At 71.9% G+C, this 21,263-nt stretch carries 15 protein-coding genes; 7 read left to right on the top strand and 8 right to left on the bottom strand.

The features are described 5' to 3' along the window. Positions 1-202 precede the first annotated feature (202 nt). Positions 203-1,633 carry a GTPase HflX gene (gene hflX, locus AGRA3207_RS32575; protein ID WP_231330952.1) on the bottom strand — a complete coding sequence of 477 codons (1,431 nt, stop codon included), beginning with the start codon at positions 1,631-1,633 and terminating at the stop codon, positions 203-205. Positions 1,634-1,877: 244 nt separating this feature from the next. On the opposite strand from hflX, the gene aceB reads away from it, so the two are divergent. The 5 genes from aceB to AGRA3207_RS32550 all read left to right on the top strand — a co-directional run bounded on the left by aceB (position 1,878) and on the right by AGRA3207_RS32550 (position 8,585). Further along, the gene (gene aceB, locus AGRA3207_RS32570; RefSeq protein ID WP_231330951.1) at positions 1,878-3,485 is read left to right on the top strand and encodes a malate synthase A; all 1,608 of its coding nucleotides are present in this window, start codon (positions 1,878-1,880) and stop codon (positions 3,483-3,485) included. 86 nt (positions 3,486-3,571) lie between these two features. Further along, entirely contained in the window at positions 3,572-5,020 is a 1,449-nt protein-coding gene (locus AGRA3207_RS32565; protein ID WP_231330950.1) for an FAD-linked oxidase C-terminal domain-containing protein, read from the top strand. Continuing rightward, positions 5,020-6,219, top strand: a complete 1,200-nt coding sequence (locus AGRA3207_RS32560; RefSeq protein ID WP_231330949.1) for an FAD-binding oxidoreductase — start codon at positions 5,020-5,022, stop codon at positions 6,217-6,219. The genes AGRA3207_RS32565 and AGRA3207_RS32560 overlap by 1 nt, the downstream gene beginning before the upstream one ends. A 58-nt stretch (positions 6,220-6,277) precedes the next feature. Further along, positions 6,278-7,564 carry a (Fe-S)-binding protein gene (locus AGRA3207_RS32555; RefSeq protein WP_231330948.1) on the top strand — a complete coding sequence of 429 codons (1,287 nt, stop codon included), beginning with the start codon at positions 6,278-6,280 and terminating at the stop codon, positions 7,562-7,564. 295 nt (positions 7,565-7,859) lie between these two features. Continuing rightward, a complete protein-coding gene (locus AGRA3207_RS32550) occupies positions 7,860-8,585 on the top strand; it encodes a hypothetical protein (protein WP_231330947.1) in 726 nt (241 codons plus the stop codon). 139 nt (positions 8,586-8,724) lie between these two features. Here AGRA3207_RS32550 and AGRA3207_RS32545 read toward each other — a convergent pair whose 3' ends face one another. The 5 genes from AGRA3207_RS32545 to AGRA3207_RS32525 all read right to left on the bottom strand — a co-directional run bounded on the left by AGRA3207_RS32545 (position 8,725) and on the right by AGRA3207_RS32525 (position 15,830). Next, the gene (locus AGRA3207_RS32545; protein WP_231330946.1) at positions 8,725-10,413 is read right to left on the bottom strand and encodes an ABC transporter family substrate-binding protein; all 1,689 of its coding nucleotides are present in this window, start codon (positions 10,411-10,413) and stop codon (positions 8,725-8,727) included. A 158-nt stretch (positions 10,414-10,571) separates the two neighbouring features. Continuing rightward, on the bottom strand, positions 10,572-12,641 hold the full coding sequence (locus tag AGRA3207_RS32540; protein ID WP_231330945.1) for a dipeptide ABC transporter ATP-binding protein: 2,070 nt from the start codon (positions 12,639-12,641) through the stop codon (positions 10,572-10,574). Then, on the bottom strand, positions 12,638-13,432 hold the full coding sequence (locus AGRA3207_RS32535) for an ABC transporter permease (RefSeq protein ID WP_231336467.1): 795 nt from the start codon (positions 13,430-13,432) through the stop codon (positions 12,638-12,640). The genes AGRA3207_RS32540 and AGRA3207_RS32535 overlap by 4 nt, the downstream gene beginning before the upstream one ends. A gap of 122 nt (positions 13,433-13,554) precedes the next feature. Then, positions 13,555-14,556, bottom strand: coding sequence for an ABC transporter permease (locus AGRA3207_RS32530; protein ID WP_231336466.1), 1,002 nt, complete (start codon positions 14,554-14,556; stop codon positions 13,555-13,557). Between the two features lie 224 nt (positions 14,557-14,780). Then, entirely contained in the window at positions 14,781-15,830 is a 1,050-nt protein-coding gene (locus tag AGRA3207_RS32525; protein WP_231330944.1) for a hypothetical protein, read from the bottom strand. A gap of 101 nt (positions 15,831-15,931) precedes the next feature. Here AGRA3207_RS32525 and AGRA3207_RS32520 point away from each other — a divergent pair, with 101 nt between their 5' ends. Together AGRA3207_RS32520 and AGRA3207_RS32515 are read left to right on the top strand one after the other, a co-directional pair. Beyond that, entirely contained in the window at positions 15,932-16,549 is a 618-nt protein-coding gene (locus AGRA3207_RS32520) for a TetR/AcrR family transcriptional regulator (RefSeq protein WP_231330943.1), read from the top strand. A gap of 547 nt (positions 16,550-17,096) precedes the next feature. Further along, entirely contained in the window at positions 17,097-19,058 is a 1,962-nt protein-coding gene (locus AGRA3207_RS32515; RefSeq protein ID WP_231330942.1) for a sensor histidine kinase, read from the top strand. A 335-nt stretch (positions 19,059-19,393) separates the two neighbouring features. On the opposite strand, the gene dapF is transcribed toward AGRA3207_RS32515, so the two are convergent. Further along, positions 19,394-20,326, bottom strand: coding sequence for a diaminopimelate epimerase (dapF, locus tag AGRA3207_RS32510; RefSeq protein ID WP_231330941.1), 933 nt, complete (start codon positions 20,324-20,326; stop codon positions 19,394-19,396). 30 nt (positions 20,327-20,356) lie between these two features. Next, positions 20,357-21,247, bottom strand: a complete 891-nt coding sequence (miaA, locus tag AGRA3207_RS32505; protein WP_231336465.1) for a tRNA (adenosine(37)-N6)-dimethylallyltransferase MiaA — start codon at positions 21,245-21,247, stop codon at positions 20,357-20,359. Between the last annotated feature and the right edge of the window lie 16 nt (positions 21,248-21,263).

The following is a 21,263-nucleotide window of genomic DNA, read 5'->3' as shown; positions in this document are numbered from 1 at the left end:
TGCACTGAGGGCCCGACCGACAACCTCTGGTCGTACCGCATCGACAGCCATCACCCCAGCCCCTTAGCTCTACGACCGTACGGAATTCAACGGAACCGTCAAGCCAAATGGAGAAGCTGTCACCGTTCAGCGACCAGGTTCGCGATCCGACCCACTTTCGGACGCGTCCGAAAGTGGGTTCCGGTCCTTTGGCTGGCGACCGTCAGACGGTCGGGGCCAGCACCTCGTACCCGGACAGCTCGCCGGCGAGGTCCTCCGGCACCCGGGCATGCAGCTTAGTGCCCTCGGCGACGTGCTCCTGCTTGAGCACCTCGCCGCGCTCGTGCGTCCGCGCGACCAGGTCGCCCCGGTCGTAGGGCACCAGGACGTGGAGCTCGCTCTCCAGCCCGGGGAGGTCGGCCTCGATGGCCGCGCGCAGTTCCTCGATGCCGGACCCGGTGCGGGCGGACACGACGACGCTGTGCGGCTCGCGGCGCTGGAGGCGGGCCACGGCGAGGTCGTCGGCCGCGTCGGCCTTGTTGATGACGACGAGCTCGGGGATCTTGTCGGCGCCGATCTCGCGCAGCACCTCCCGGACGGCGTCGAGCTGTGCCTCGGGGTCGGGGTCGGAGCCGTCCACGACGTGCAGGACGAGCCCGGCGTCGGTGACCTCCTCCAGCGTCGAGCGGAACGCCTCGACGAGCTGGTGCGGGAGGTGCCGGACGAACCCGACGGTGTCGGCCAGGGTGTAGGCGCGGCCGCCCGGCGTCTCGGCGCGCCGGACGGTGGGGTCGAGGGTCGCGAACAGCGCGTCCTCGACCAGCACCCCGGCGCCGGTGAGCCGGTTGAGCAGGGACGACTTGCCGGCGTTGGTGTAGCCGGCGATGGCGACGGCGGGCACCTCGTTGCGGCGGCGCTCGCCGCGCTTGGTGTCGCGGGCCTTGGACATCTCGGCGATCTGGCGGCGCAGCTTGGCCATCCGGGTGCGGATGCGGCGCCGGTCCAGCTCGATCTTGGTCTCGCCGGGTCCGCGGCCGCCGATGCCGACGCCGCCCGCGGCGCGTCCGCCGACCTGCCGGGACAGGTTCCCGCCCCAGCCGCGCAGGCGCGGCAGCAGGTAGTTCAGCTGGGCGAGCTCGACCTGGGCCTTGCCCTCGCGGCTCTTGGCGTGCTGGGCGAAGATGTCCAGGATCAGCGCGGTCCGGTCGATCACCTTGACCTGGACGGTCTCCTCCAGGTGCCGCAGCTGGCTCGGCGCCAGCTCGCCGTCGCAGATGACGGTGTCGGCGCCGGTGGCGATGACGACGTCGCGCAGCTCCGCCGCCTTGCCGGAGCCGATGTAGGTGGCGGGGTCGGGGCGCGATCTGCGCTGGACGAGCCCTTCGAGCACCTCGGAGCCGGCCGTCTCGGCGAGGAGCGCGAGTTCGCGCAGGGAGTTCTCGGCCATGTCGGACGTGCCCTCGGTCCACACGCCGACGAGGACGACCCGCTCCAGGCGCAGCGCGCGGTACTCGACCTCGGTGATGTCGGTCAGCTCGGTGGACAGGCCCGCGACACGGCGCAGGGCCCTCCGGTCCTCCAGGTCGAGTTCCCCGGTCAGGGGGTCGTTCTCGAACTCGTCCGGGGTCTGGTCTGCAGAGAAAGGTTGAGTCATATGTCCTCAGTCGAACGCCGCGGCCCGGCCTTTTCTTCCCGTCGATCGTCTCACGGCCCCACCAGCGGGGTCACGCGAATAACACGAGGTTGACACGGGCGCGCGCGGGGAGGTGGCGGACGTGGCAGGGGCCGTTGCGGGGACGTGCGGCGGGACCATGACCCCGCTTTGACCGGTCTCGACGGCGGCGAGTAGCGTTCTCCACAAGACAGAAGTGCATTTTCGCTATACGAAAGGGCAAGCGATGGCTGGACCTGAAGGCGTCGAGGTGACCGGACCCCTCGGCGAGCGGTACGAGGAGATCCTGACCCCCGAGGCGCTCGGCCTCCTCGCGGCCCTTCAGCGCGAGTTCGGGGCGCGGCGCAAGGAGCTGCTGGCGGCCAGGGCCGAGCGGCAGCGCCGCCTCTCGGAGGGCGGGACGCTGGACTTCCTGCCCGAGACCGCGGACGTCCGCGCCGACGACGCCTGGCGTGTCGCCGAGCCCGCGCCCGGCCTGGAAGACCGCCGCGTCGAGATCACCGGCCCGACGGACCGGAAGATGACCATCAACGCCCTCAACTCGGGCGCGAAGGTGTGGCTGGCCGACTTCGAGGACGCCAACACCCCGTTGTGGACGAACATGATCGAGGGGCAGCTCAACCTGCGGGACGCCCTCGACCGCACCATCGACTTCACCGACGCCAAGAGCGGCAAGTCCTACGCCCTCAAGGACGACGCCGAGCTCGCGACCATCGTCGTGCGGCCGCGCGGCTGGCACATGGAGGAGAAGCACCTCCTCGTCGACGGCGAGCCCATGTCCGGGTCGCTGTTCGACTTCGGGCTGTACTTCTTCCACAGCGCCCGCAGGCAGCTCGCCAAGGGCAAGGGCCCCTACTTCTACCTGCCCAAGATGGAGAGCCACCTTGAGGCACGGCTGTGGAACGACGCGTTCAACCTGGCCCAGGACAGCCTGGGGATCCCGCGCGGCAGCATCCGGGCGACCGTGCTGATCGAGACGATCCCGGCCGCGTTCGAGATGGAGGAGATTCTCTACGAGCTGCGCGACCACTCCGCGGGCCTGAACGCGGGCCGCTGGGACTACCTCTTCTCGGTGATCAAGAAGTTCCGGGACCGGGGCGCCGACTTCGTCCTGCCCGAGCGGAACGCGATCACGATGACGGCGCCGTTCATGCGCGCCTACACCGAGCTGCTCGTCCGAACGTGCCACAAGCGCGGCGCGCACGCGATCGGCGGGATGGCGGCGTTCATCCCGTCCCGGAGGGACGAGGCGGTCAACAAGGTCGCGCTGGAGAAGGTCAGGGCGGACAAGGCCCGCGAGTCCGGCGACGGCTTCGACGGCTCCTGGGTCGCGCACCCCGACCTGGTCCCGGTCTGCCGCGAGGTGTTCGACGGCGTCCTCGGCGACCGGCCCAACCAGCGCGACCGGCTCCGTGAGGACGTGAAGGTCTCGGCGTCCGACCTGCTGGACGTCGCGTCGACGCCCGGTGACATCACCGAGGCGGGCCTGCGCAACAACATCGACGTGGCGCTGCGGTACCTCGCCACCTGGCTGGACGGCGCGGGCGCGGTCGCCATCCACAACCTGATGGAGGACGCCGCCACCGCGGAGATCGCCCGGTCCCAGGTCTGGCAGTGGATCTACAACGGGATCTCGCTCAAGGAGGGCCCCGAGGTCACCCGGGAGCTCGTCGAGCAGATCATGGACGAGGAGCTCGCCGGCATCCGCGCCGAGCTGGGCGCGGCCTTCAACGAGCCCCGCTACGAGCAGGCCGTGGCGCTCTTCAAGGAGGTCACCCTGGCCGACCAGTACTCGGAGTTCCTCACCACCCCCGCCTACGAGCGCATGGACTGAGCGTCCCGCGCGCGCTCCGGCCCCCTGATGTCAGGGGGCCGGGGCGATATTGCGGGCGTTGCGGGGTTGGGGGGAGGGTGGAGGGGATGGAAACGGAACTGTCCGAAGCGGCCCGGCGCTTCGAGGCGCTGCTCGGCACGGACCGGGTCGTCACCGACCCGGTGCGGTTGCGGACGTACGAGTGCGACGGGCTGACCAACCACCGGGCCACGCCGGGCGTCGTCGTCCTGCCCGGCACGGCGGAGCAGGTCGCGGCGATCGTGCGGGAGTGCGCCACGGCCGGGATCCCCTACGTGGCGCGCGGATCCGGGACGGGACTGTCCGGCGGTGCGCTGCCCCGCACCGACGGCGTGCTCATCGTCACCTCCCGGATGCGGCGGATCCTGGAGATCGACATCCCGAACCGCCGGGCCGTGGTCGAGCCCGGGGTGGTCAACCTGGACGTCTCCCGCGCCACCAGGCCGCAGGGCTACTACTTCGCGCCCGACCCCTCCAGCCAGCAGATCTGCTCCGTCGGCGGCAACGTCGCCGAGAACTCCGGCGGCGCCCACTGCCTGAAGTACGGGTTCACCGCGCACCACGTGCTCGCCTGCGAGGTCGTCACTCCCGACGGGGAGCTGGTGGAGCTGTCGGCGGACGACCCCGGGTACGACCTGCTCGGCGTGTTCGTCGGCGCCGAGGGCACGCTCGGCGTCACCACCAAGATCACGGTGCGGCTGACGCGGGTGCCCGAGACCGTCCAGACGCTGCTCGCGGCGTTCGGCTCGATCGAGGCGGGCGGCGCCGCCGTCTCGGCGATCATCGGGGCGGGGGTCGTCCCGGCGGCGATCGAGATGATGGACGCGCTGTCGATCGAGGCCGCCGAGGCGGCGGTGCGCTGCGAGTACCCGCCCGGCGCGGGCGCGGTGCTGATCGTGGAGCTGGACGGCCCCGAGCCGGAGGTGGCGGCGCAGTTCGCCGAGGTGGAGCGGCTGTGCCGGGACGCCGGGGCCTTCGAGATCCGCATCGCCGCCGACGACGCCGAGCGGGCGCTCATCTGGACCGGGCGCAAGTCCGCGTTCGCCGCCGTGGGCCGGATCAGCCCCGCCTACCTCGTGCAGGACGGCGTGATCCCGAGGACGGCGCTGCCGCGGGTGCTGGCGCGCATCGACGCGCTGTCGGCGGAATCGGGCGTGCGCGTGGCGAACGTCTTCCACGCGGGGGACGGCAACCTGCACCCGCTGGTCCTGTTCGACGACGCCGAGCCCGGCGCGGCGGAGCGCGCGGAGGAGGTGTCGGGGGCGATCCTCGACCTGTGCATCGAGCACGGCGGGTCCATCACTGGCGAGCACGGCGTCGGCGTGGACAAGTCGCGTTACATGCCGCGCATGTTCACCGACGCCGATCTCGACACGATGCAGATGGTCCGCTGCGGCTTCGATCCGGATGGGCTGTGCAACCCGGGCAAGGTCTTTCCCACCCCGCGTCTGTGCGGGGAGGTTCCGGGAGTGCGCAAGGGCCCGCACCCGTACGAGGGAAGGGCGGACATCTTCTGATGGGGCCTCTGGACGCCTTGGCGAGAGTCTGCGGCGACGTCCGCCCGGGTGAGCCCGCCGAGGGGGTGCTCGGCGTCGAACCGGCGATGGTGGCGGCGCCGGCGTCCCTGGACGAGGCCGCCGCGGTCATGGGGGTGGCCGCCGGACGGGGCCTCGCCGTCGTCCCGCGTGGAGCCGAGACCCGCCTGGACTGGGGAACGCCTCCGGAACGCTGCGACCTCCTCGTGGACACCCGCCTCCTGGACGGGCTGGTAGAGCATGCCTCGGGCGACCTCGTGGTAAAGGCGCAGGCGGGGCTTCCAATGGACCGGCTCGGCGAGATGCTGGCCGAGAAGGGGCAGCGCCTGGCCCTGGACGTGCCGCTGCCCGGCTCCACGGTCGGAGGGACGGTCGCGTCGGGCGCCGCGGGCCCGCTCCGCTTCCTGTACGGGACGCCGCGCGATCTGGTCATCGGGCTCACGATCGTCCGGGCGGACGGCCGGATCGCCCGTTCCGGCGGGAAGGTCGTCAAGAACGTCGCCGGATACGACCTGGGCCGGCTCTTCTGCGGTTCCTACGGGACGCTGGGCCTGATCGTGGAGGCCACCTTCCGGCTGCATCCTGTCCCGGACGCGCGCGCGTGGGTGTGCTGTCCGGTGGGTGATGCCGGGGAGGCGTACGAGGCGGTCCAGACCGTCCTGCATTCGACGATCGCTCCGAGTTCGGTCGAGTACCTCGGCCCCGGGACGATCGCCGTCCTGCTGGAAGGCGTACCCGATGGTGTCGCCGCGCGCGCTCGGCAGGCCGCAGACCTGCTCGGTGGCCAGATCTCGGAAAACGCTCCAGACGGATGGGGCTCCTACCCCGAGGGCACCACACTCCTCGATGTCAGCGCCCCGCCCACCGCGCTCCCCCACCTGATCAATGCGGTACAGGAGACGGGACCGGAGACCGGCGTGACGTGGAGCGGCGACGGGCACGGCCATGTCGGGCTGCCCGCCAGTCTGGCACCGGACGAGGTCGCCGCCGCAGTGGACGCGATACGGGCCGCCCTTGCGCCGCACAAGGGACGCGCCGTCGTCCGCTACGCGCCGCAAGAGGTACGCGGCGCGCTGGACCTCTGGGGGCCGCTCCCGGCCCTCACGCTGATGCGGCGCGTCAAGGACCAGTTCGACCCTGACCATCGGCTGTCTCCCGGTCGTTTCGCGGGAGGCATCTGATGGTTGCGCGGAGTTCCAGAGGTCGCGGGGAGTACCTGATGTTCGCGGGAGGTATCTGATGAGTACCGGGGACGACCTTCCGAACCTGCTCGGCGACTGCGTGCACTGTGGTTTCTGCCTGCCGACGTGCCCGACGTACGTCCTGTGGGGCGAGGAGATGGACTCTCCCCGCGGCCGCATCCACTTGATGCAGCAGCACGCGGAGGGGTCACCGCTCAGCGGGCCGATGGTCGAGCACTTCGATCGCTGTCTGGGGTGCATGGCGTGCGTCACGGCCTGCCCGTCGGGCGTGCAATACGACCGCCTCATCGAGATGACCCGGGCCGACGTGGAACGCGAGCATCCCCGTCCGCTGCGGGAGCGAGCCGTACGGGAGGCCATCTTCCGCCTGTTCCCGTACCGGCGGCGTCTCCGCGCCCTGCGCGGGCCTTTGCGCGCCTACCAGCGGACGGGCTTGGACCGTCTCGTCCGGCGTACGGGCGTGCTGGAGCGCATCTCGCCGTCCCTGGCTGCGATGGAGCGGCTCGCGCCGCCGCTCGGCAGGGCGCCGCGGCTGCCCACCCGGGTCGCGGCACGCGGTGGGCACCGCGCCACCGTCGGGATGCTGACCGGCTGCGTCCAAGGTGAGTTCTTCCCCGGCGTCAACGCGGCCACGGCACGCGTCCTGGCTCTGGAGGGCTGCGACGTGCTGATCCCTAAGGGCCAGGGCTGCTGCGGGGCCCTTTCCCTGCACGCCGGACGCGAGGACGAGGCGCGCGCGTTCGCCCGCCGCACGGTCGAGACGTTCGAGCACACGGACGCGATCGTGGTGAACGCGGCGGGCTGCGGGTCGGCGATGAAGGACTACGAGAAGCTGCTCGCCGATGACCCGGCCTGGTCTCGCAGGGCGGCCGCCCTGTCTGCCAAGACACGCGACCTGACGGAGTTCCTCGTGGAACTGGGGCCACGCGCCGCGCGCGCGCCGCTGCCGGTCACCGTCGCCTACCACGACGCCTGCCACCTCTCCCACGCCCAAGGGATCCGGAGCCAGCCCCGCGCCCTGCTGGCGGGCATCCCGGAGCTGACCGTCCGGGAGATCGCCGACCCCGAGATCTGCTGCGGCTCCGCCGGGACCTACAACCTGCTGCAGCCGGAGGCGGCCGCGGAACTGGGCGACCGTAAGGCGGTGAACGTGGACGCGACCGGGGCCGAGCTGCTGGTCGCCGCCAACCCCGGCTGCTCCATGCAGATCGCCACCGCCTTGCGGCGCCGCGGCGCGGACATCGCGGTCGCGCATACCGCGCAGGTCCTCGACGCCTCGCTGCGGGCGCTCGGCCGCGACGCCCTCGTCGAGCACGCTTCGTAGCGTCCCGGTCGACTCCCTCACCGATTTCCTCTTTTCGGACGGCCATCAACCATCGATCCGGGCGTCCGCTATTCTGGCTGACCCCGGCCGGAGGACGCGCTCATCGAGGCAGCCCACAGGATCCGGGTGGACGGAGACCCAAGCCGTTAAGGCCCGGATCGGCCCGGATCGGCACGGTTCGGCGTACGCGATTCAAACAGGCGCGGGTCGGCGGGCGCGGGTTCGGCAGGCGCGGGTCGGCGGGCGCGGGTTCGGCAGGCGCGGGTCCGGCAGGCGCGAGCGAGCAGGGAGGACCATGCACAGCAGTCACCGGCCGCCCGGTGGCCATCGCTCGCACCGCCGGCGGAAGCGCGGCGCCGGGCGGCTCGGCCTCGCCGGGGCGCTCACGGGCATCGTCGGCATCGCCGCTGTGGCCGCCGGGATCATGTACCTCCGGGCGGACCCCGGCCCGTCCGGCGGGACCGACAGGCCGTCACAGACCGCCCAGAGAGACACCGGAGCCCGGATACCGACAGGGGACGCACCCCAGACCGGACCCCCGCTGAGCATCACCACTCCGGAGGGGTACGGCTACAACCTCGCCGCCGTGATGGCGGGGACGTCCACGCGGCCGCTCGGCGCCACGCAGGCTCCGCCGCCGGGGACGACCTACGCCTACGCCGACTACGTCCTCACCAACAGCCAGCGCCGCCCCGTCCTGCTGGATTTCCCCGCCGACCTGTTCATGCCACGGGCGCAGGTCCCCTCGTCCGCGCAGGAGCGGTGCATGCCGCAAGCGGGTGTCCCGGACGAATGGTGCACGCTCCCCAACCACAGCTCGATCACGGCCCGGGTCGGCGGGGCGCGGGCGCCGGTGGACGAGGACGGCACCACGATGATCCCGGCCGGCGCCTCTTACGTCGTCCGGATCGCCTCCGAGCTTCCGGTCAAGGACAACCTGTCCTCGGACGATCTGCGGCTCTACGTGTGGAACGCCCGTTTCACGAGCGACCGCAAGGGCATCGGCCTCGCCTTCCCTTGATCATCCACCTTCTTCGGCAGGACATCCTCCATCGGTCCTACCCCAATGGCCCTTTCCAGTGGCCCTTTCCCAGTGGTCGCTTCGCCCGGCCTTTGCGCACTGCTGCACGGGGGCCTGGAGGAGGGGCCGACCGCGCTGCTCACCTTGCCCTGGTGAAGCCGATGTCCTGATAGGCGGGTTCGAAGAACCCGCAGGCGCCGATGTTGGCCAGGTCCGCGCGCGTGGCGACGATCTGGGGGCGCTGGTAGAGCGGCAGGACGGACGCCTGGTCCCAGATCAGCCGGTCCGCCTCGTTCACCAGGGCGTGGGTTCTCGCCGGGTCGATCTCGGCTATCGCGCGGTCCATGGCCGCGTCGATGGCGGCCGTGCCGGTACGGGAGTAGTTCTGCTGGATACGGTCGCCGTGGGGGCGCGCGAAGACCGATTTCATGGGTGAGATGGGGAACGACGTGCCGAGCCACGAGAACGGGACGATGTCGAAGTCTCCGGGCGTCACGTACCGGTCGAAGACGTCGTCGGCGGGGACGGTCTCGATGTCCACCCTGACACCGACGCGTTCGAGTAGCGCGCGCGCCAGTTCCCCCTCTTGCTTACCGCCCGGCACTCCGGACGGGACCACGAACCGCAGCGCGAGCACCCGCCCGTTCTTGGTGCGGTACTCGCCACTGGTTCTCCAACCCGCTTCGTCCAGGAGCTTCCGGGCGCGTGCGGGGTCGTAGCGGCCGAGTTCCCCGGAGTTGTCCTGGTAGCCGTCCTGGGTGTTGACGTAGAAGTGGTTCCCGAGCGTCTGCACGGGCACCCCCAGCCCGGACAGATCGGAGCGGGCGATGGCCCTCCGGTCGATGCCCAGCATGACGGCCCGCCGCACCCGCGGATCGGACAGGACCGGCCCCGCGGCGTTGAACGTGAAATGCCGCCAGTCCGGTCCGCCCGCCCTCCGGACGGTGGCGCCGCGGACTTGTTCCGCACGCCGCAGTGCCCCGGCGTCCAGGCCGACGTCCATCAGGTCGATCTCGCCGTTGGCGAACGCTCCCGGGATCGCGCTGCCGTCGATCGTGCGGTAGACGATCCGGTCGAGTTTCGCGGGCGCACCCCACCAGGCGGGGTCGCGCACCATCGTGACGGTCTTCGCCGTCTGGTCGAGCTCTTGCAGCTTGAACGGCCCCGCCGTGACGGGCAGGCGATCGACCCATCCGGTGTTGAACGCGGCGGGGCCGGAGTAGGCGGACGCCGGGTACAGGGGGCTGAACAGGCTCCGCCAATCCGCGTACGTCCCCGCGAAACTGACTCTGACGACGTTGGCCCCGCTCCCCCGTTCGATCCGGGTGATCTGCCGGTAGCCGGTGATGGTCGAGACCTGGAACCGTGGGTCCCGTCCGGAGAGGGCATGGGCCTGCGCAGCGAAATCGGCGTATCCGATCGGCCGCCCGTCAGACCATCTGGCCTTCGGGTTGAGCCGGTAGGTGACGACCTGGCCGCCCTCGGCGCGCTCCAAGGCGGCCGAGAGGAGGTACTCCGGGACGGGATGCGGCACGGCCTTGTCATCGGCGCGCATCAGGTACGGCAGCGCGCCCTGGACGACGTGCTCGACGACGCCCTTCGTCCCGTTGACGTGGTTGAAGTTCCACTGGGACGGGAACTCGGGCAGGGGCCACCGCAGCGTCCCGCCGTCTGTCACGCGGTCACGCGGAGTGGGGTTGACGTCGTAGGTGGCAAGCCGCCCGGGCGCCCGTGTCGCTCCCTCGCCCACCGCGCCGCATCCGGTACCGGCCGCCGCCACGATCCCCGTCATGACCATCGCCATCGCGGTGGTCGCGAGACGCCGCATCGGTCCTGGGCCCCTCGATGCCCTGTGTTTCCTCAGGGCAGCCTGCTCCCCGCACGTTCTGTGCTCGTCCAACCCCGCGTGCTCGCCCGACCCCGCGTGCTCGTCCAACGCGCTGTGCCCCTTGGCCGTGCTGCGGCTCCGGGCCGTCCTGAGTTTCCTCATCGTGCTGCCCTCACGGCGACGAGCGGATGGTGGCAGGCGACCGCCCGGTCGGGTTCGGGGCCCACGGCGCGGGTCTGCGGATCGTGTTCGTCGCACACGCGGCCCTCGACCGCCGTCAGCATGGAATAGCGAGGGCAGCGCGAACGGAAGCGGCACCCCGCGGGCGGATCGGTCGGATCGGGTGGCTCGCCTTGTAGCGGGACGCGGCGGCGTCGTCGTTCCAGGAAGGGGTCGGGCAGCGGGACCGCGTCGAGCAGCGCGCGCGTGTACGGGTGGGCGGGCTCGCCGTACACGTCGTCCACAGGCCCGATCTCCACGATGCGCCCCAGGTGCATGACGGCGACCCTGTCGGCGATGCGCCGGACGACGGCGAGGTCGTGTGCGACGAAGAGGTACGCCAGGCCGAGACGGGCGCGCAGGTCCTCGAAGAGGTCCATGACCCCGGCCTGCACTGACACGTCCAGAGAGGCGACTGGCTCGTCCAGAAGAAGCAGACGTGGTTCCAAGGCGAGTGCTCTGGCGATGCCCACGCGCTGTCTTTGCCCGCCCGAGAGCGCGTGCGGGTAGCGGTCGGCCTGGGTGGTGTCCAGTCCCACGATGTCCAGCAGTTCCTCGACGCGGCCCTTCGCCGGGAGGCCATGCGTGGTGAGCGGCTCGGCGAGGATGTCGGCGACGCGCATCCGCGGGTCCAGCGACGTGAACGGATCCTGGAAGACCACCTGGACGTCGCGGCGCAGCGCCTTGCGACGGGCGGGCCGTAGCGCGGCCGTGTCCTCGCCGAGGACGGCGACCCGCCCGCGCTGCGGGCGTGACAGGCGCAGGATCTCCATCAGCGCCGTGGTCTTGCCGCAGCCCGACTCGCCGACGAGGGCGAGGGTCTCCCCCTCCCGCACGTCGAAGGCGATGCCGTCCACCGCGTGCACCGTGCCCGCACGGCGCCGAAGAAGCGTCCCCCGGTACAGCGGGTAGTGGCGGACGAGATCGTGCACCTCCAGGACGATGGGGCGCTCCTGGCGGGGTCTGCGCGGCCGCGGCGGGGCGGGTGGGTCGAGGACGGGGAAGACCGTCGCGGGATCCGCGGTCGCGGCGGTGTTGACGCACGCGGCCGTGTGCCCGGCCGGTCCGACCGGGACCGGTTCCGGCTCGCCGTGCGCGCACTCCGCCGCGGCGACGGGGCAGCGCGGCAGGAACGGGCATCCGGCGGGCACCGCCGACGCGTCGGGCGGCCCGCCCTCGATCGGCGCCGTGCGCGCGCCCCAGGGAGGCTTCCCCGCCCCGTCCACGCCGGCCGCGCCGTCGATGCGCGGGAGTGACTGGAGCAGCCCGATCGTGTACGGCATGCGGGGGCGCCGGTAGATCTCGTCGACCGGGCCGGACTCCACGGCGCGGCCCGCGTACATCACCATCACCCGGTCGGCGAAACCCGCGATCATGGCGAGGTCGTGGGTGATGAGGACGATCGCGGCGCCGGTGGCCTGCCTGGCGGCGCCGAGCACGTCCAGGACCTGCGCCTGGATCGTGACGTCCAGCGCGGTGGTCGGCTCGTCCGCGACGATCGCGACCGGGTCGTTGGCGATGGCCATCGCGATCATCACCCGCTGCCGCATGCCGCCGGAGAACTCGTGCGGGTACGCGCGCGCCCGCCGCGCCGCACCGGGTATGCCGACCAGGTCGAGCAGCTCGACCGCCCGCGCGCGCGCCGCCGCGCGTGTGGCGCCCGCATGGATCCGGATGGTCTCGGCGATCTGGTCGCCCACCGGGTACACGGGGGTGAGCGCCGACAAGGGGTCCTGGAACACCATCGCCAGGTCCCTGCCGCGCACCCGGGACAGCTCGGCGTCCGACCGTCCGAGCAGCTCGGCGCCGCGCAGCCGCACCGAGCCCGTCGCCACGCCACCCGGCGGGAGCAGCCCCATGATCGCAAGCGCGAGCGCGGTCTTGCCGGAACCCGACTCGCCGACGACCCCGAGCACCTCGCCCTGCCCGACGTTGAAGCACACTCCGCGCACGGCGCGCACGTCCGGTGCGTAGCGGACGTGCAGGCGGGCGACCTCCAGGACGTTCACCGTCCTGCCTCCGACCCGGGGTCGAGGAGGTCGCGCAGGCCGTCCCCGAGCAGGTTGACGGCCAGCACGATGAGGACGAGCAGTGCGGCGGCGAACCCGAACGGCCACGGGTACGTGGTCGCGGTGCTGCGCCCGTCGGCGATGAGGGTGCCGAGCGAGACGTCGGGCGGCCGCACCCCGAACCCGAGATAGGACAGCCCGCTCTCGGCGATGACGGCGACGCTGACGGTCAGGCTCGCGTCCACGACCAGTAACGACGCCAGCTGGGGCAGGATGTGCCGGACGATCGTCCGCGGAGCGCCCACGCCGAGGAAGCGGGCCGCCAGGACGTACTCGCGTTCCCGCAGCGAGATGGTCATGGCGCGCACGACCCGGGCGGTGACCATCCAGAGGAACGCAGCGAGCAGCGGGACCAGCACGGGCCAGCCCCCGGGCACCCGCGACGACAGGACGGCGAGGACGAGGAACGACGGCAGCACCAGCAAGAGGTCGACGCCCCACATCAGGGCGCGGTCGGGCCAGCCGCCCGCGAACCCCGCGACGGTGCCGACCACGGCGGCGAGCCCGGTCGAGACCAGCGCGACCCCCAGGCCGATGAGAAGGGACTTCTGTGTCCCGCGCAGGGTGAGCGCGAAGACGTCCCGGCCGCTCTGCGTCGTGCCGAACCAGTGCTGGGAGGACGGCCCCTGGCGGAACGCGGCGAAGTCGGTCTCGTCCCAGCCCCAGGGCGACAGGAGCGGCCCGGTGAACGCCAGCGCGAACAGCAGGACGAGCAGGATCAGCCCGCACATGGCGCGCCGGTTCCCCGCCGCGCGCCGCGCGCGCGCCGATACACGCCGCGTGCCGACCCAGGCGCGCGTGCCGGCCTCGGCGCACCGGGTGCCAGCCGCCGCCTGCCGCGCGCGCGCCGCGTTCACGCCGCCGTCCCCGTGCGGACGCGTGGGTCGAGGATTCCGTACAGCACGTCTGAGGCCAGCCCCGCCAGCAGTACCGCGACCGCGGCGAGGCAGTTGACGGCCGCGACCACGTTGACGTCGCCCCGGGTCACGGAGTCGACCAGCCACTCCCCCATCCCGTGCCAGCCGAAGATCTTCTCGGTGAAGACGCCGCCGAGGAGCAGCAGCCCCGAGGTGTAGGCGAAGTAGGTGGTCATCGGGATCAGCGCAGTGCGCAGGCCGTGCCGCAACAGCGCGTCGCGCCGCCGCAGCCCCTTGGCCTGTGCGGTCCGCACGAAGTCGGCGTGCAGGACGTCCAGCATCATGCTGCGCTGGTAGCGGCTGTAGAGGGCGAGCTGGACGAGCGCGATCGTGGCGGTGGGCAGCAGCAGGTGGCGTGCCCGGTCGCCGAGCCCGCCCAGCGCGCCGAACGGTCCCTCCGACGCGCCGGGGGTGGTCTCGCCGACCCATTCGAAGACGCGAAGTCCCGTGACGTCGTTGGTCCGGCACGCGACGATCTGCAACAGGACCGCCAGCACGAACACCGGCACGGCCAGCAGCAGGTAGGAGAGGAGGGTGATGAGCCGGTCGGCCGTACGGCCGCGCCTGACGGCGGCGTAGGCGCCCGCCAGGACACCGAGCACACCGCCGAGGACTGCCCCCAGGGAAACCAGCCGCAGGCTGACGCCGACGCGGCGCCACAGTTCGTCGGCGACGCGCTCACCTTGCCAGGTATGCCCGAGGTCGCCATGCGCGAGGCCCGCGACCCAGGTGCCGTAGCGCACGGCCAGGGGGGTGCGGTCGTTGAGGTTGAACCGGGTGAGCTGGGCGTCGATGACGGCCTCGGACGGGCGGGGGGCGCGGCCCTCGAAGTTGGCGCGCGGCCGGAGCGCCGCGGCGGCGAGCAGGTAGGCCAGGCTCGACGCGAGCACGACCAGCACGGCGTAGTTCGCCAGCCGGCGCAGCAGGAACGCCGCCATGTGCCCCCTCCCGGCCGTGATTCCAGTCACAGAATGCTACTGACTGATCACTGTCGGCGCGACGAAACGCCGGAGCGCGCCCATTCCGGGGAGAGCTGGAGCGGCGGGAGCGGCGGGAGAGTCGCGAGGGGGACAGCGGAAACTGGCGGGCCGGCCTGGGAAGGCAGGCCGGTCCGCCACATCCTGGGTACGCGGTCCCGCCCGCGGCGGGTTCAGCGGCGCGCTCAGACGAGCGCCGGCTCGCGTTCGACGGCGGGCTCGCCCTCGCCGCGGCCGCGCAGCCCGGCGGCGGCCAGCAGGGCGAAGCCCGCCGCCGCCCAGGCCAGCAGGACGGTGAGCGGCGCGGCCGCCCCCGCGCCGTCGAAGAAGGCCGTGGAGCGCAGGAGGGTGACCGCCGCGCCGGGCGGGAGGAACTGGCCCAGCCCGCCCCACGGCTGCGGCAGCAGCTCCGGCGCCGACGACGCCGCCGACAGCGGGTTGCCGACCAGCAGCATCAGCAGCGCGCCGGCGGCGATGCCCGCGCGTCCCGCGAAGGCACCGAGCCCGGCCACCGTGCCGGCCACCGCCAGGATGGACAGCGTCATGACCCCGGCGAGCGTGAGGTAGGAGCCGGGCAGCAGCGACAGCCAGCCCTGGGCGATGCCGGCCGCCCCGAATCCGCCCAGCAGCGCGAACATCACCATCCCCGCGGCACGCCACGCGCGCACGGGGATCGCGAAGGTCAGCAGGACGGACGCGGCGATGCCGGACATGATCAGCGGGAGGACGAGGGCGCCGAAACCGGCGCCGCGCGGGTCGTCGGGATCGGCGGCGACCACGTCCTGCACGGCCGCCGACGGGCTCTGTGCCGAGGACGGTGCGCCGCTCCGGGCCGGTGCGCTTCCGGCCGGGCCCTCCTGTGCCGGTGCGCCCTGTTCCTGCGCCATCGTCTGGGCGAGCTGCCCGAGTTGCTGCGCGACCATCGGGGAGGCGGCGGAGGCGGTGAGGACGCGGGCCCCGGCCGGCGTCGTGACGATGGCGCCGTATGCCTCGCGGTCGGTGAGCGCCGCGCGCGCGGCGGCCTCGTCCTGGCGTGTCTCGATGTCGAAGGCACCGGGCCGGGCGCGGTCGAGGCGCTCGGCGACCGCCGCGGCCTGGGGACCGGTCACGACGATCGGCACGTCGTGCGGGCCGAGGCGGGCCGACGGCCAGGCGAACGCGGTGATCATGATCAGTTGCAGCAGCGCCGCGCCCGCGGCGACGCCGAGGGCACGCGTGGCGAGAGTGGGCCTCACGGCCGCCTCCAAATAAAGCGAATGTTCGTTCTCTTTGATTCCCAGGCTGGCACCGGCCGCTGAGCTTGTCAAGAAACGGACGTTCGTTTTATGTTGTGGACATGCCGCGAGTCAGCCCTGAGCACCTGGAACGGCGCCGCCGCCAGATCATGGACGCCGCCCGCACGTGCTTCATCCGCAAGGGCATCCACGAGACGTCCATGCAGGACGTCTTCACCGAGTCCGGGCTCTCCGCCGGCGCCGTCTACCGCTACTTCAAGAGCAAGAACGAGATCATCGAAGCCGTCATGTCCACCGTGATCGGCGACCTGCTGACGTTCTTCGCCGACCTCGCGGAACGCGACCCGCTCCCGCCCCTGGACGAGATGGTCGAGCATCTCGCGAACAAGATCGTCAGCCTCTCCGGCGAGGACGGCCCGCTCCGGCTCGCGCCCCAGGCGTGGGGTCTGACCATGCACGACGCAGAGCTCGGCCACTACGTCCGGGAGAACGTCAGGGCACTGCGGGATACGTGGACGGGCTACCTGCGGCGCCTCGTCGAGGCCGGGCTGCTGCCCGCCGGGACGGACGTCGAGGCCGCGGGCAAGACGGTCTTCGGCCTCATGCCCGGATTCATCCTGCAGCGGCTCATTCTCGAGGACGTCACCCCGGAGGACCTCCAGAGGGGGATGCGGGCGCTGGCCCGCAGCAGCGCGCTCACCGTTCCGGCCGGTTCCTAGCTAGAAACCCGGGTTCTTGAAAGTGAACATCGATCAAGGGTCGCCGAAGCGTCTCGTCTGAAGGCTGTGCTCGTGTGAAGGCTGTGCTCGTCTAAAGGCTGTGCTCGTCGCGGCCCGGACGTGCGTCCTACGGCTTGACTGTGTCGTTCACCGTAGAGGTAGGCCCATGTCCGTTGCGACGTTCAATGTCGCGTTCAATGTTAATTCGAGCACTTTGTCCGGTCTGTACTGTCCGGCCGGCGCCGGCGGTGCTCCGAACCCGCCCCTGTTTGAGCTCGGGAGGCGCCGCCCGCGCCGCTCGGCCGGACGCCGGCGGCGGACACCGCCCCGGACGCCGGGCCTCTCCCCGCCCACCGTCCCTGACCTGCGCCTACGGTGCCGCCAGCCGGTTCCCATGGTTACCATCGCGGCACGTGCACGCACGCCGCGACGAAGACAGTGTCCGCAGCAGGGGGTCCCGGTGTCCTGAGGCGGACGCCCCTAGGACTCCAGGACAGGAAGCAGGACGTTTTAACATTCCATTACTTTTGGTTCAGGAGTGGCGACGATGCAGACGGTGGAACACGACCGCGGGGCGGGACGCGCGGCGGTCCTGCTTGCCCTGGCGGCGGTCCTGACCGTCGCCGGATCGCTGATCCTCGGCCTCTGGCTTCCCGGCGGCCGCCGGGTCGTCTGGTGGCACCCCGAGATCGTGATCGCGCTCTTCTGGACGCCCGTGGCCGCGACCCTGCTGCGGCACCGGCCGGGCCTGAGGGTCGGCTGGCTCATGCTCGGGTCCGGCTTCAGCGCGGCCCTGTACATCCTGGCGCTCAACCTCGGTCCCTGGTTCGACCTGCACGGCTGGGCCGGGGCGGGCTTCTTCACATGGCTCGGGACGTGGCTGTGGGCCATCGACACGTTCGCGCTCACGCTCGTCCTTCCCCTGATCTTCCCTGACGGGCGGCTCGTGTCGCGCTGGTACCGGCCCGTGCTGGTCATGGCCCTCCTGGTCCCCGTCGTCGTCTGCGCGCACCTGACGGTCGACCCCGGCGCGCGGCGCTTCCACAACGGGGTGTCGGTCTACCCGTTCCAGGAGATCCCCCTGCCGATCAGCGCGCTCATCATCGGCACGCTGGTGGGCGGCCTGGCGTCGGTGGTCGTGCGGTTCGTCCGCTCGCCCCCCGACGTCCGGCGGCAGATCGCCTGGGTGGTCTACCCGGGGGTGCTCGCGCAGACCATCATCTACGTGGGCGAGAACAGCCCGATCGGCGACCCGCTGCGCAACATCACGATCGCCGCGGTCCCCATCTGCATCGCGATCGCGATCACCCGCTACCGGCTCTACGACATCGACCTGGTGGTCAGCCGGACGCTGGTGTACGCCGGGCTCGTCGTGGTGATCACCGGGGTGTACTTCGCGCTGGTCGGCGCGGCGAGCCTGCTCGCGCACGGCCGCGGCACCCTCGCGGGGCTGGCCGGGGCGGTCGCGGCCGGCGCGGTCTTCGAGCCCGTCCGGCGGCGGCTCCAGCGCGCCGTGGACGGGCTGATCCACGGCGAGCGCGACCCGTACCGGATCGCCGACCGGCTCAACCGTCGGCTGCAGACCGCCGCCGACCCCGGCGCCGCGCTCGCGGTCGCGGCCGAGGTCGCGCGCTCGGCTCTGCACGCGACCGGCGTCCTGATCGAGGTGCTGGACCGCGACGGCCGCACGATCTCCGCCGAGGACGGCGAGCTCGGCGACCGTCCCCAGCTCATCCCGCTGGTGTGGCACGGCGAGCCGGTGGGGCGGCTGCTGTTCGGCGTCGCCCGCCCGCCGGACGCGAGGCTGTCGGGCATCCTGGCGCGCAACCTGGCCGAGCTCGCGAACGCGGCGCGGCTGGCGGCCGACGTGCAGCGCTCGCGCGAGCGCATCCTGCGCACCCGCGAGGAGGAGCGCCGCCGCCTGCGCCGTGACCTGCACGACGGGCTCGGTCCCACGCTCGCCAGCCTGGCCATGACGGTGGACGCGGCGCGCATCACGCTGAAGACCGACCCCGAGGCCGTGGACGCCCTTCTGGAGACCCTGCGCGCGACGATGGGACGGACGATCGGCGACATCCGCGACCTCGTGTACGGGTTGCGTCCCCCCGCGCTGGACGACCTGGGTCTCGCCGGGGCGATCCAGGCCCTGGGCGGTGTCGTCGCGACGGGGGACGGCCCGAAGGTCGACGTGCATGTCGAAGGGGATCTGGAGCGGCTTTCCGCGGCCGCGGAGGTCGCCGCGTACCGGATCGTGCAGGAGGCCCTCACCAACGTTCACAGGCATGCGAAGGCCGACTGCGCGGAGGTCCACCTCTATCTGAACGGTGACTTGCATGTCACTGTTGATGACGACGGTGTGGGGCTTCCGCCACGGGTGCGCTCCGGCATCGGCATGTCCTCGATGCGTGAGCGCGCCGCCGAGCTGGGCGGCTCCTGCACGGTGGGGCCCGGACCCAACGGCGGGACGTCCGTGCGTGCCCGGCTGCCGGTCAACGGCAATCATCCGTAGCGTTCACATGTCCGCCGCACATCGTCGGCGCTGATCGACCGGTTCGCGCGCCGCGGCTGCGGATCGCGCAGGCCGTGGCCACCGGGAGGCCACCCGGTGGGAGGGCCGGTGACCGCCCCCCGCCAAGAAGGTCGCCACCGGCCCTCGGGCTCCGTACGGCGCCGGGGCTCCCATCCCGGTCCATACGGGCCATTCACCAGAGGGTGTGCAAGAAGAAAGTTATCCGCTTCGGGTCCCGTTGGAGAGGGACACTAGTCCCGTTCGATCCGGGACGCCCTCCGGGTGACCGAAATAGCTGGTCGGGCCCGGTTTGTCAGGTATCGGTCAGAGGGCTGTCAAAGCCAGCCGGGACGGGTCTCCCCCTCGGCCACGAGGACCGCCGGTCCCCGCAGGAAGCCGGTCCCGGCGTCGAGGATCACGGTCACGCGCCCACCGGGCACATCCACGGTCCACTCCGCGCCCCCCTGGACGGGCACGGATCCTCCCTCGGCAGGCGCGGACCGTGCAGGTCCGGACGGCTCAGCACCCTCCGCAGCCGCCTCTGCGGCCGCCGCGGCGGCGACGGCCACCGTCCCGGTGCCGCAGGATCGCGTCTCACCGGACCCGCGCTCGTACACGCGCATCTCCACGTGCCGCTCACCGACGGTGCGATAGAACTCGACGTTCACACCGTCCGGAAAGACGGCCGGATCGAAGCCCGGAGCGCGTGAAAGGTCGAGCGCGGTGACCGGACCGTCCACGGCGCAGGCAAGGTGAGGGTTCCCCACCGACACGCGCCGCCCCTGGAACACCTCACCCGCGATGGACGCCTCCCCCTGGCCGAGCAGCCGGGGCGGGCCCATGTCCACGGTCACGTCACCGGACGCGCCCAGCGCGACCCGCCGGAGCCCCGCCCGGGTCGCCACGTCCCACTCGCCGGGGGCCGCCAGACCCGCCTCCACCAGGTAGCGGGCGAAGACGCGGATGCCGTTGCCGCACATCTCGGCGACGCTGCCGTCGGCGTTGCGGTAGTCCATGAACCACTCGGCGTCCGTGTCTGCTCCGTGGGTCTCCTCCGCGCCCGTGTTCACAGCCGTGTTCAGAGCCGTATTCACAGACGTGGCGTACATCGCCTTGGTCCTGACGACGCGGAGGACCCCGTCGGCGCCGATCCCGGCCCTGCGGTCGCAGAGCCGCGCCACGGCCTCGGGGGTGAGATCCAGGGTGCCGTCCAAGTCGGGCAGGATCACAAAGTCGTTCTCGGTGCCGTGCCCCTTTACAAACCGCATCCTTCGATCGTATTGCCTGCGCCCGGCGCCTCAGCTGACGAGGGCCAGTGCACGCTCGGCCAGGTCAGAGGCGTTGTAGGGCAGCCATTGGACGCGCGGGTCACGGCGGAACCAGGACTCCTGGCGCCGGGCGAAGCGGCGGGTCGTCCGGATGGTCTCCGCCTTGGCCTGCTCCTCGTCCCACTCCCCCGCGAGGAACCGGAGCACCTGCGCGTACCCGAGGGCACGGCCGGCGGTCAGACCGTCCCGCAGTCCTAGCTTCTCCAGGCCCCGGACCTCGTCGACCAGGCCCGCCTCCCACATCCGCTCCACTCGCAGTGCGATCCGCTCGTCCAGCTCGTCGCGTGGTACATGCAGCCCTATCTGCACGACCGCGTCATAGCGGTAGTCGTGCGCGGGCAGGGTGGCGCTGAACGGGCGGCCGGAGACCTCGATCACCTCCAGGGCGCGGACGATGCGGCGGCCGTTGCTGGGGAGGATCGCCTCCGCCGCCGCGGGGTCGAGCGTGCGCAACCGTTCGTGCAGGACGCCGGAACCCACCTCGGCCAGCTCGTCCTCCAGGCGGGCGCGGACGCCCGGGTCCGTACCGGGGAACTCCAAGCGGTCAAGGGCGGCCCGGACGTACAGGCCCGATCCGCCCACGAGCACCGGCATGCGGGCGCGCGCGCGGATCCCGGCGATCACGTCCGCGCTGAGGCGCTGGTACTCGGCGACGCTGGCGGTCTCGGTCACGTCCCAGATGTCCAGGAGGTGGTGGGCCACGCCGCGCATCTCGTCCGGCGACAGCTTCGCGGTGCCGATGTCCATGCCGCGGTACAGCTGCATGGAGTCGGCGTTGACCGCCTCCCCGCCGAGACGCAGGGCCAGGTCCACGGCGAGGTCGGACTTGCCGGCGGCGGTCGCCCCGACGACCGCGATCACATCTGGAGAGGTCACA

It is taken from the genome of Actinomadura graeca, assembly GCF_019175365.1.
Lineage (GTDB): Bacteria > Actinomycetota > Actinomycetes > Streptosporangiales > Streptosporangiaceae > Spirillospora > Spirillospora graeca.
This window is presented reverse-complemented; position numbering and strand designations above follow the sequence as displayed.

What these genes read in the sequence shown, in the direction of transcription:
- AGRA3207_RS32550 (WP_231330947.1), top strand. Translation starts at nt 7,860, where the DNA reads ATGCACAGCAGTCACCGGCCGCCCGGTGGCCATCGCTCGCACCGCCGG.
- AGRA3207_RS32530 (WP_231336466.1), bottom strand. Translation starts at nt 14,556, where the DNA reads ATGGCGGCGTTCCTGCTGCGCCGGCTGGCGAACTACGCCGTGCTGGTC.
- hflX (WP_231330952.1), bottom strand. Translation starts at nt 1,633, where the DNA reads ATGACTCAACCTTTCTCTGCAGACCAGACCCCGGACGAGTTCGAGAAC.
- AGRA3207_RS32555 (WP_231330948.1), top strand. Translation starts at nt 6,278, where the DNA reads ATGAGTACCGGGGACGACCTTCCGAACCTGCTCGGCGACTGCGTGCAC.
- dapF (WP_231330941.1), bottom strand. Translation starts at nt 20,326, where the DNA reads ATGCGGTTTGTAAAGGGGCACGGCACCGAGAACGACTTTGTGATCCTG.
- AGRA3207_RS32515 (WP_231330942.1), top strand. Translation starts at nt 17,097, where the DNA reads ATGCAGACGGTGGAACACGACCGCGGGGCGGGACGCGCGGCGGTCCTG.
- AGRA3207_RS32545 (WP_231330946.1), bottom strand. Translation starts at nt 10,413, where the DNA reads ATGCGGCGTCTCGCGACCACCGCGATGGCGATGGTCATGACGGGGATC.
- AGRA3207_RS32520 (WP_231330943.1), top strand. Translation starts at nt 15,932, where the DNA reads ATGCCGCGAGTCAGCCCTGAGCACCTGGAACGGCGCCGCCGCCAGATC.
- aceB (WP_231330951.1), top strand. Translation starts at nt 1,878, where the DNA reads ATGGCTGGACCTGAAGGCGTCGAGGTGACCGGACCCCTCGGCGAGCGG.
- AGRA3207_RS32535 (WP_231336467.1), bottom strand. Translation starts at nt 13,432, where the DNA reads ATGTGCGGGCTGATCCTGCTCGTCCTGCTGTTCGCGCTGGCGTTCACC.
- AGRA3207_RS32560 (WP_231330949.1), top strand. Translation starts at nt 5,020, where the DNA reads ATGGGGCCTCTGGACGCCTTGGCGAGAGTCTGCGGCGACGTCCGCCCG.
- AGRA3207_RS32565 (WP_231330950.1), top strand. Translation starts at nt 3,572, where the DNA reads ATGGAAACGGAACTGTCCGAAGCGGCCCGGCGCTTCGAGGCGCTGCTC.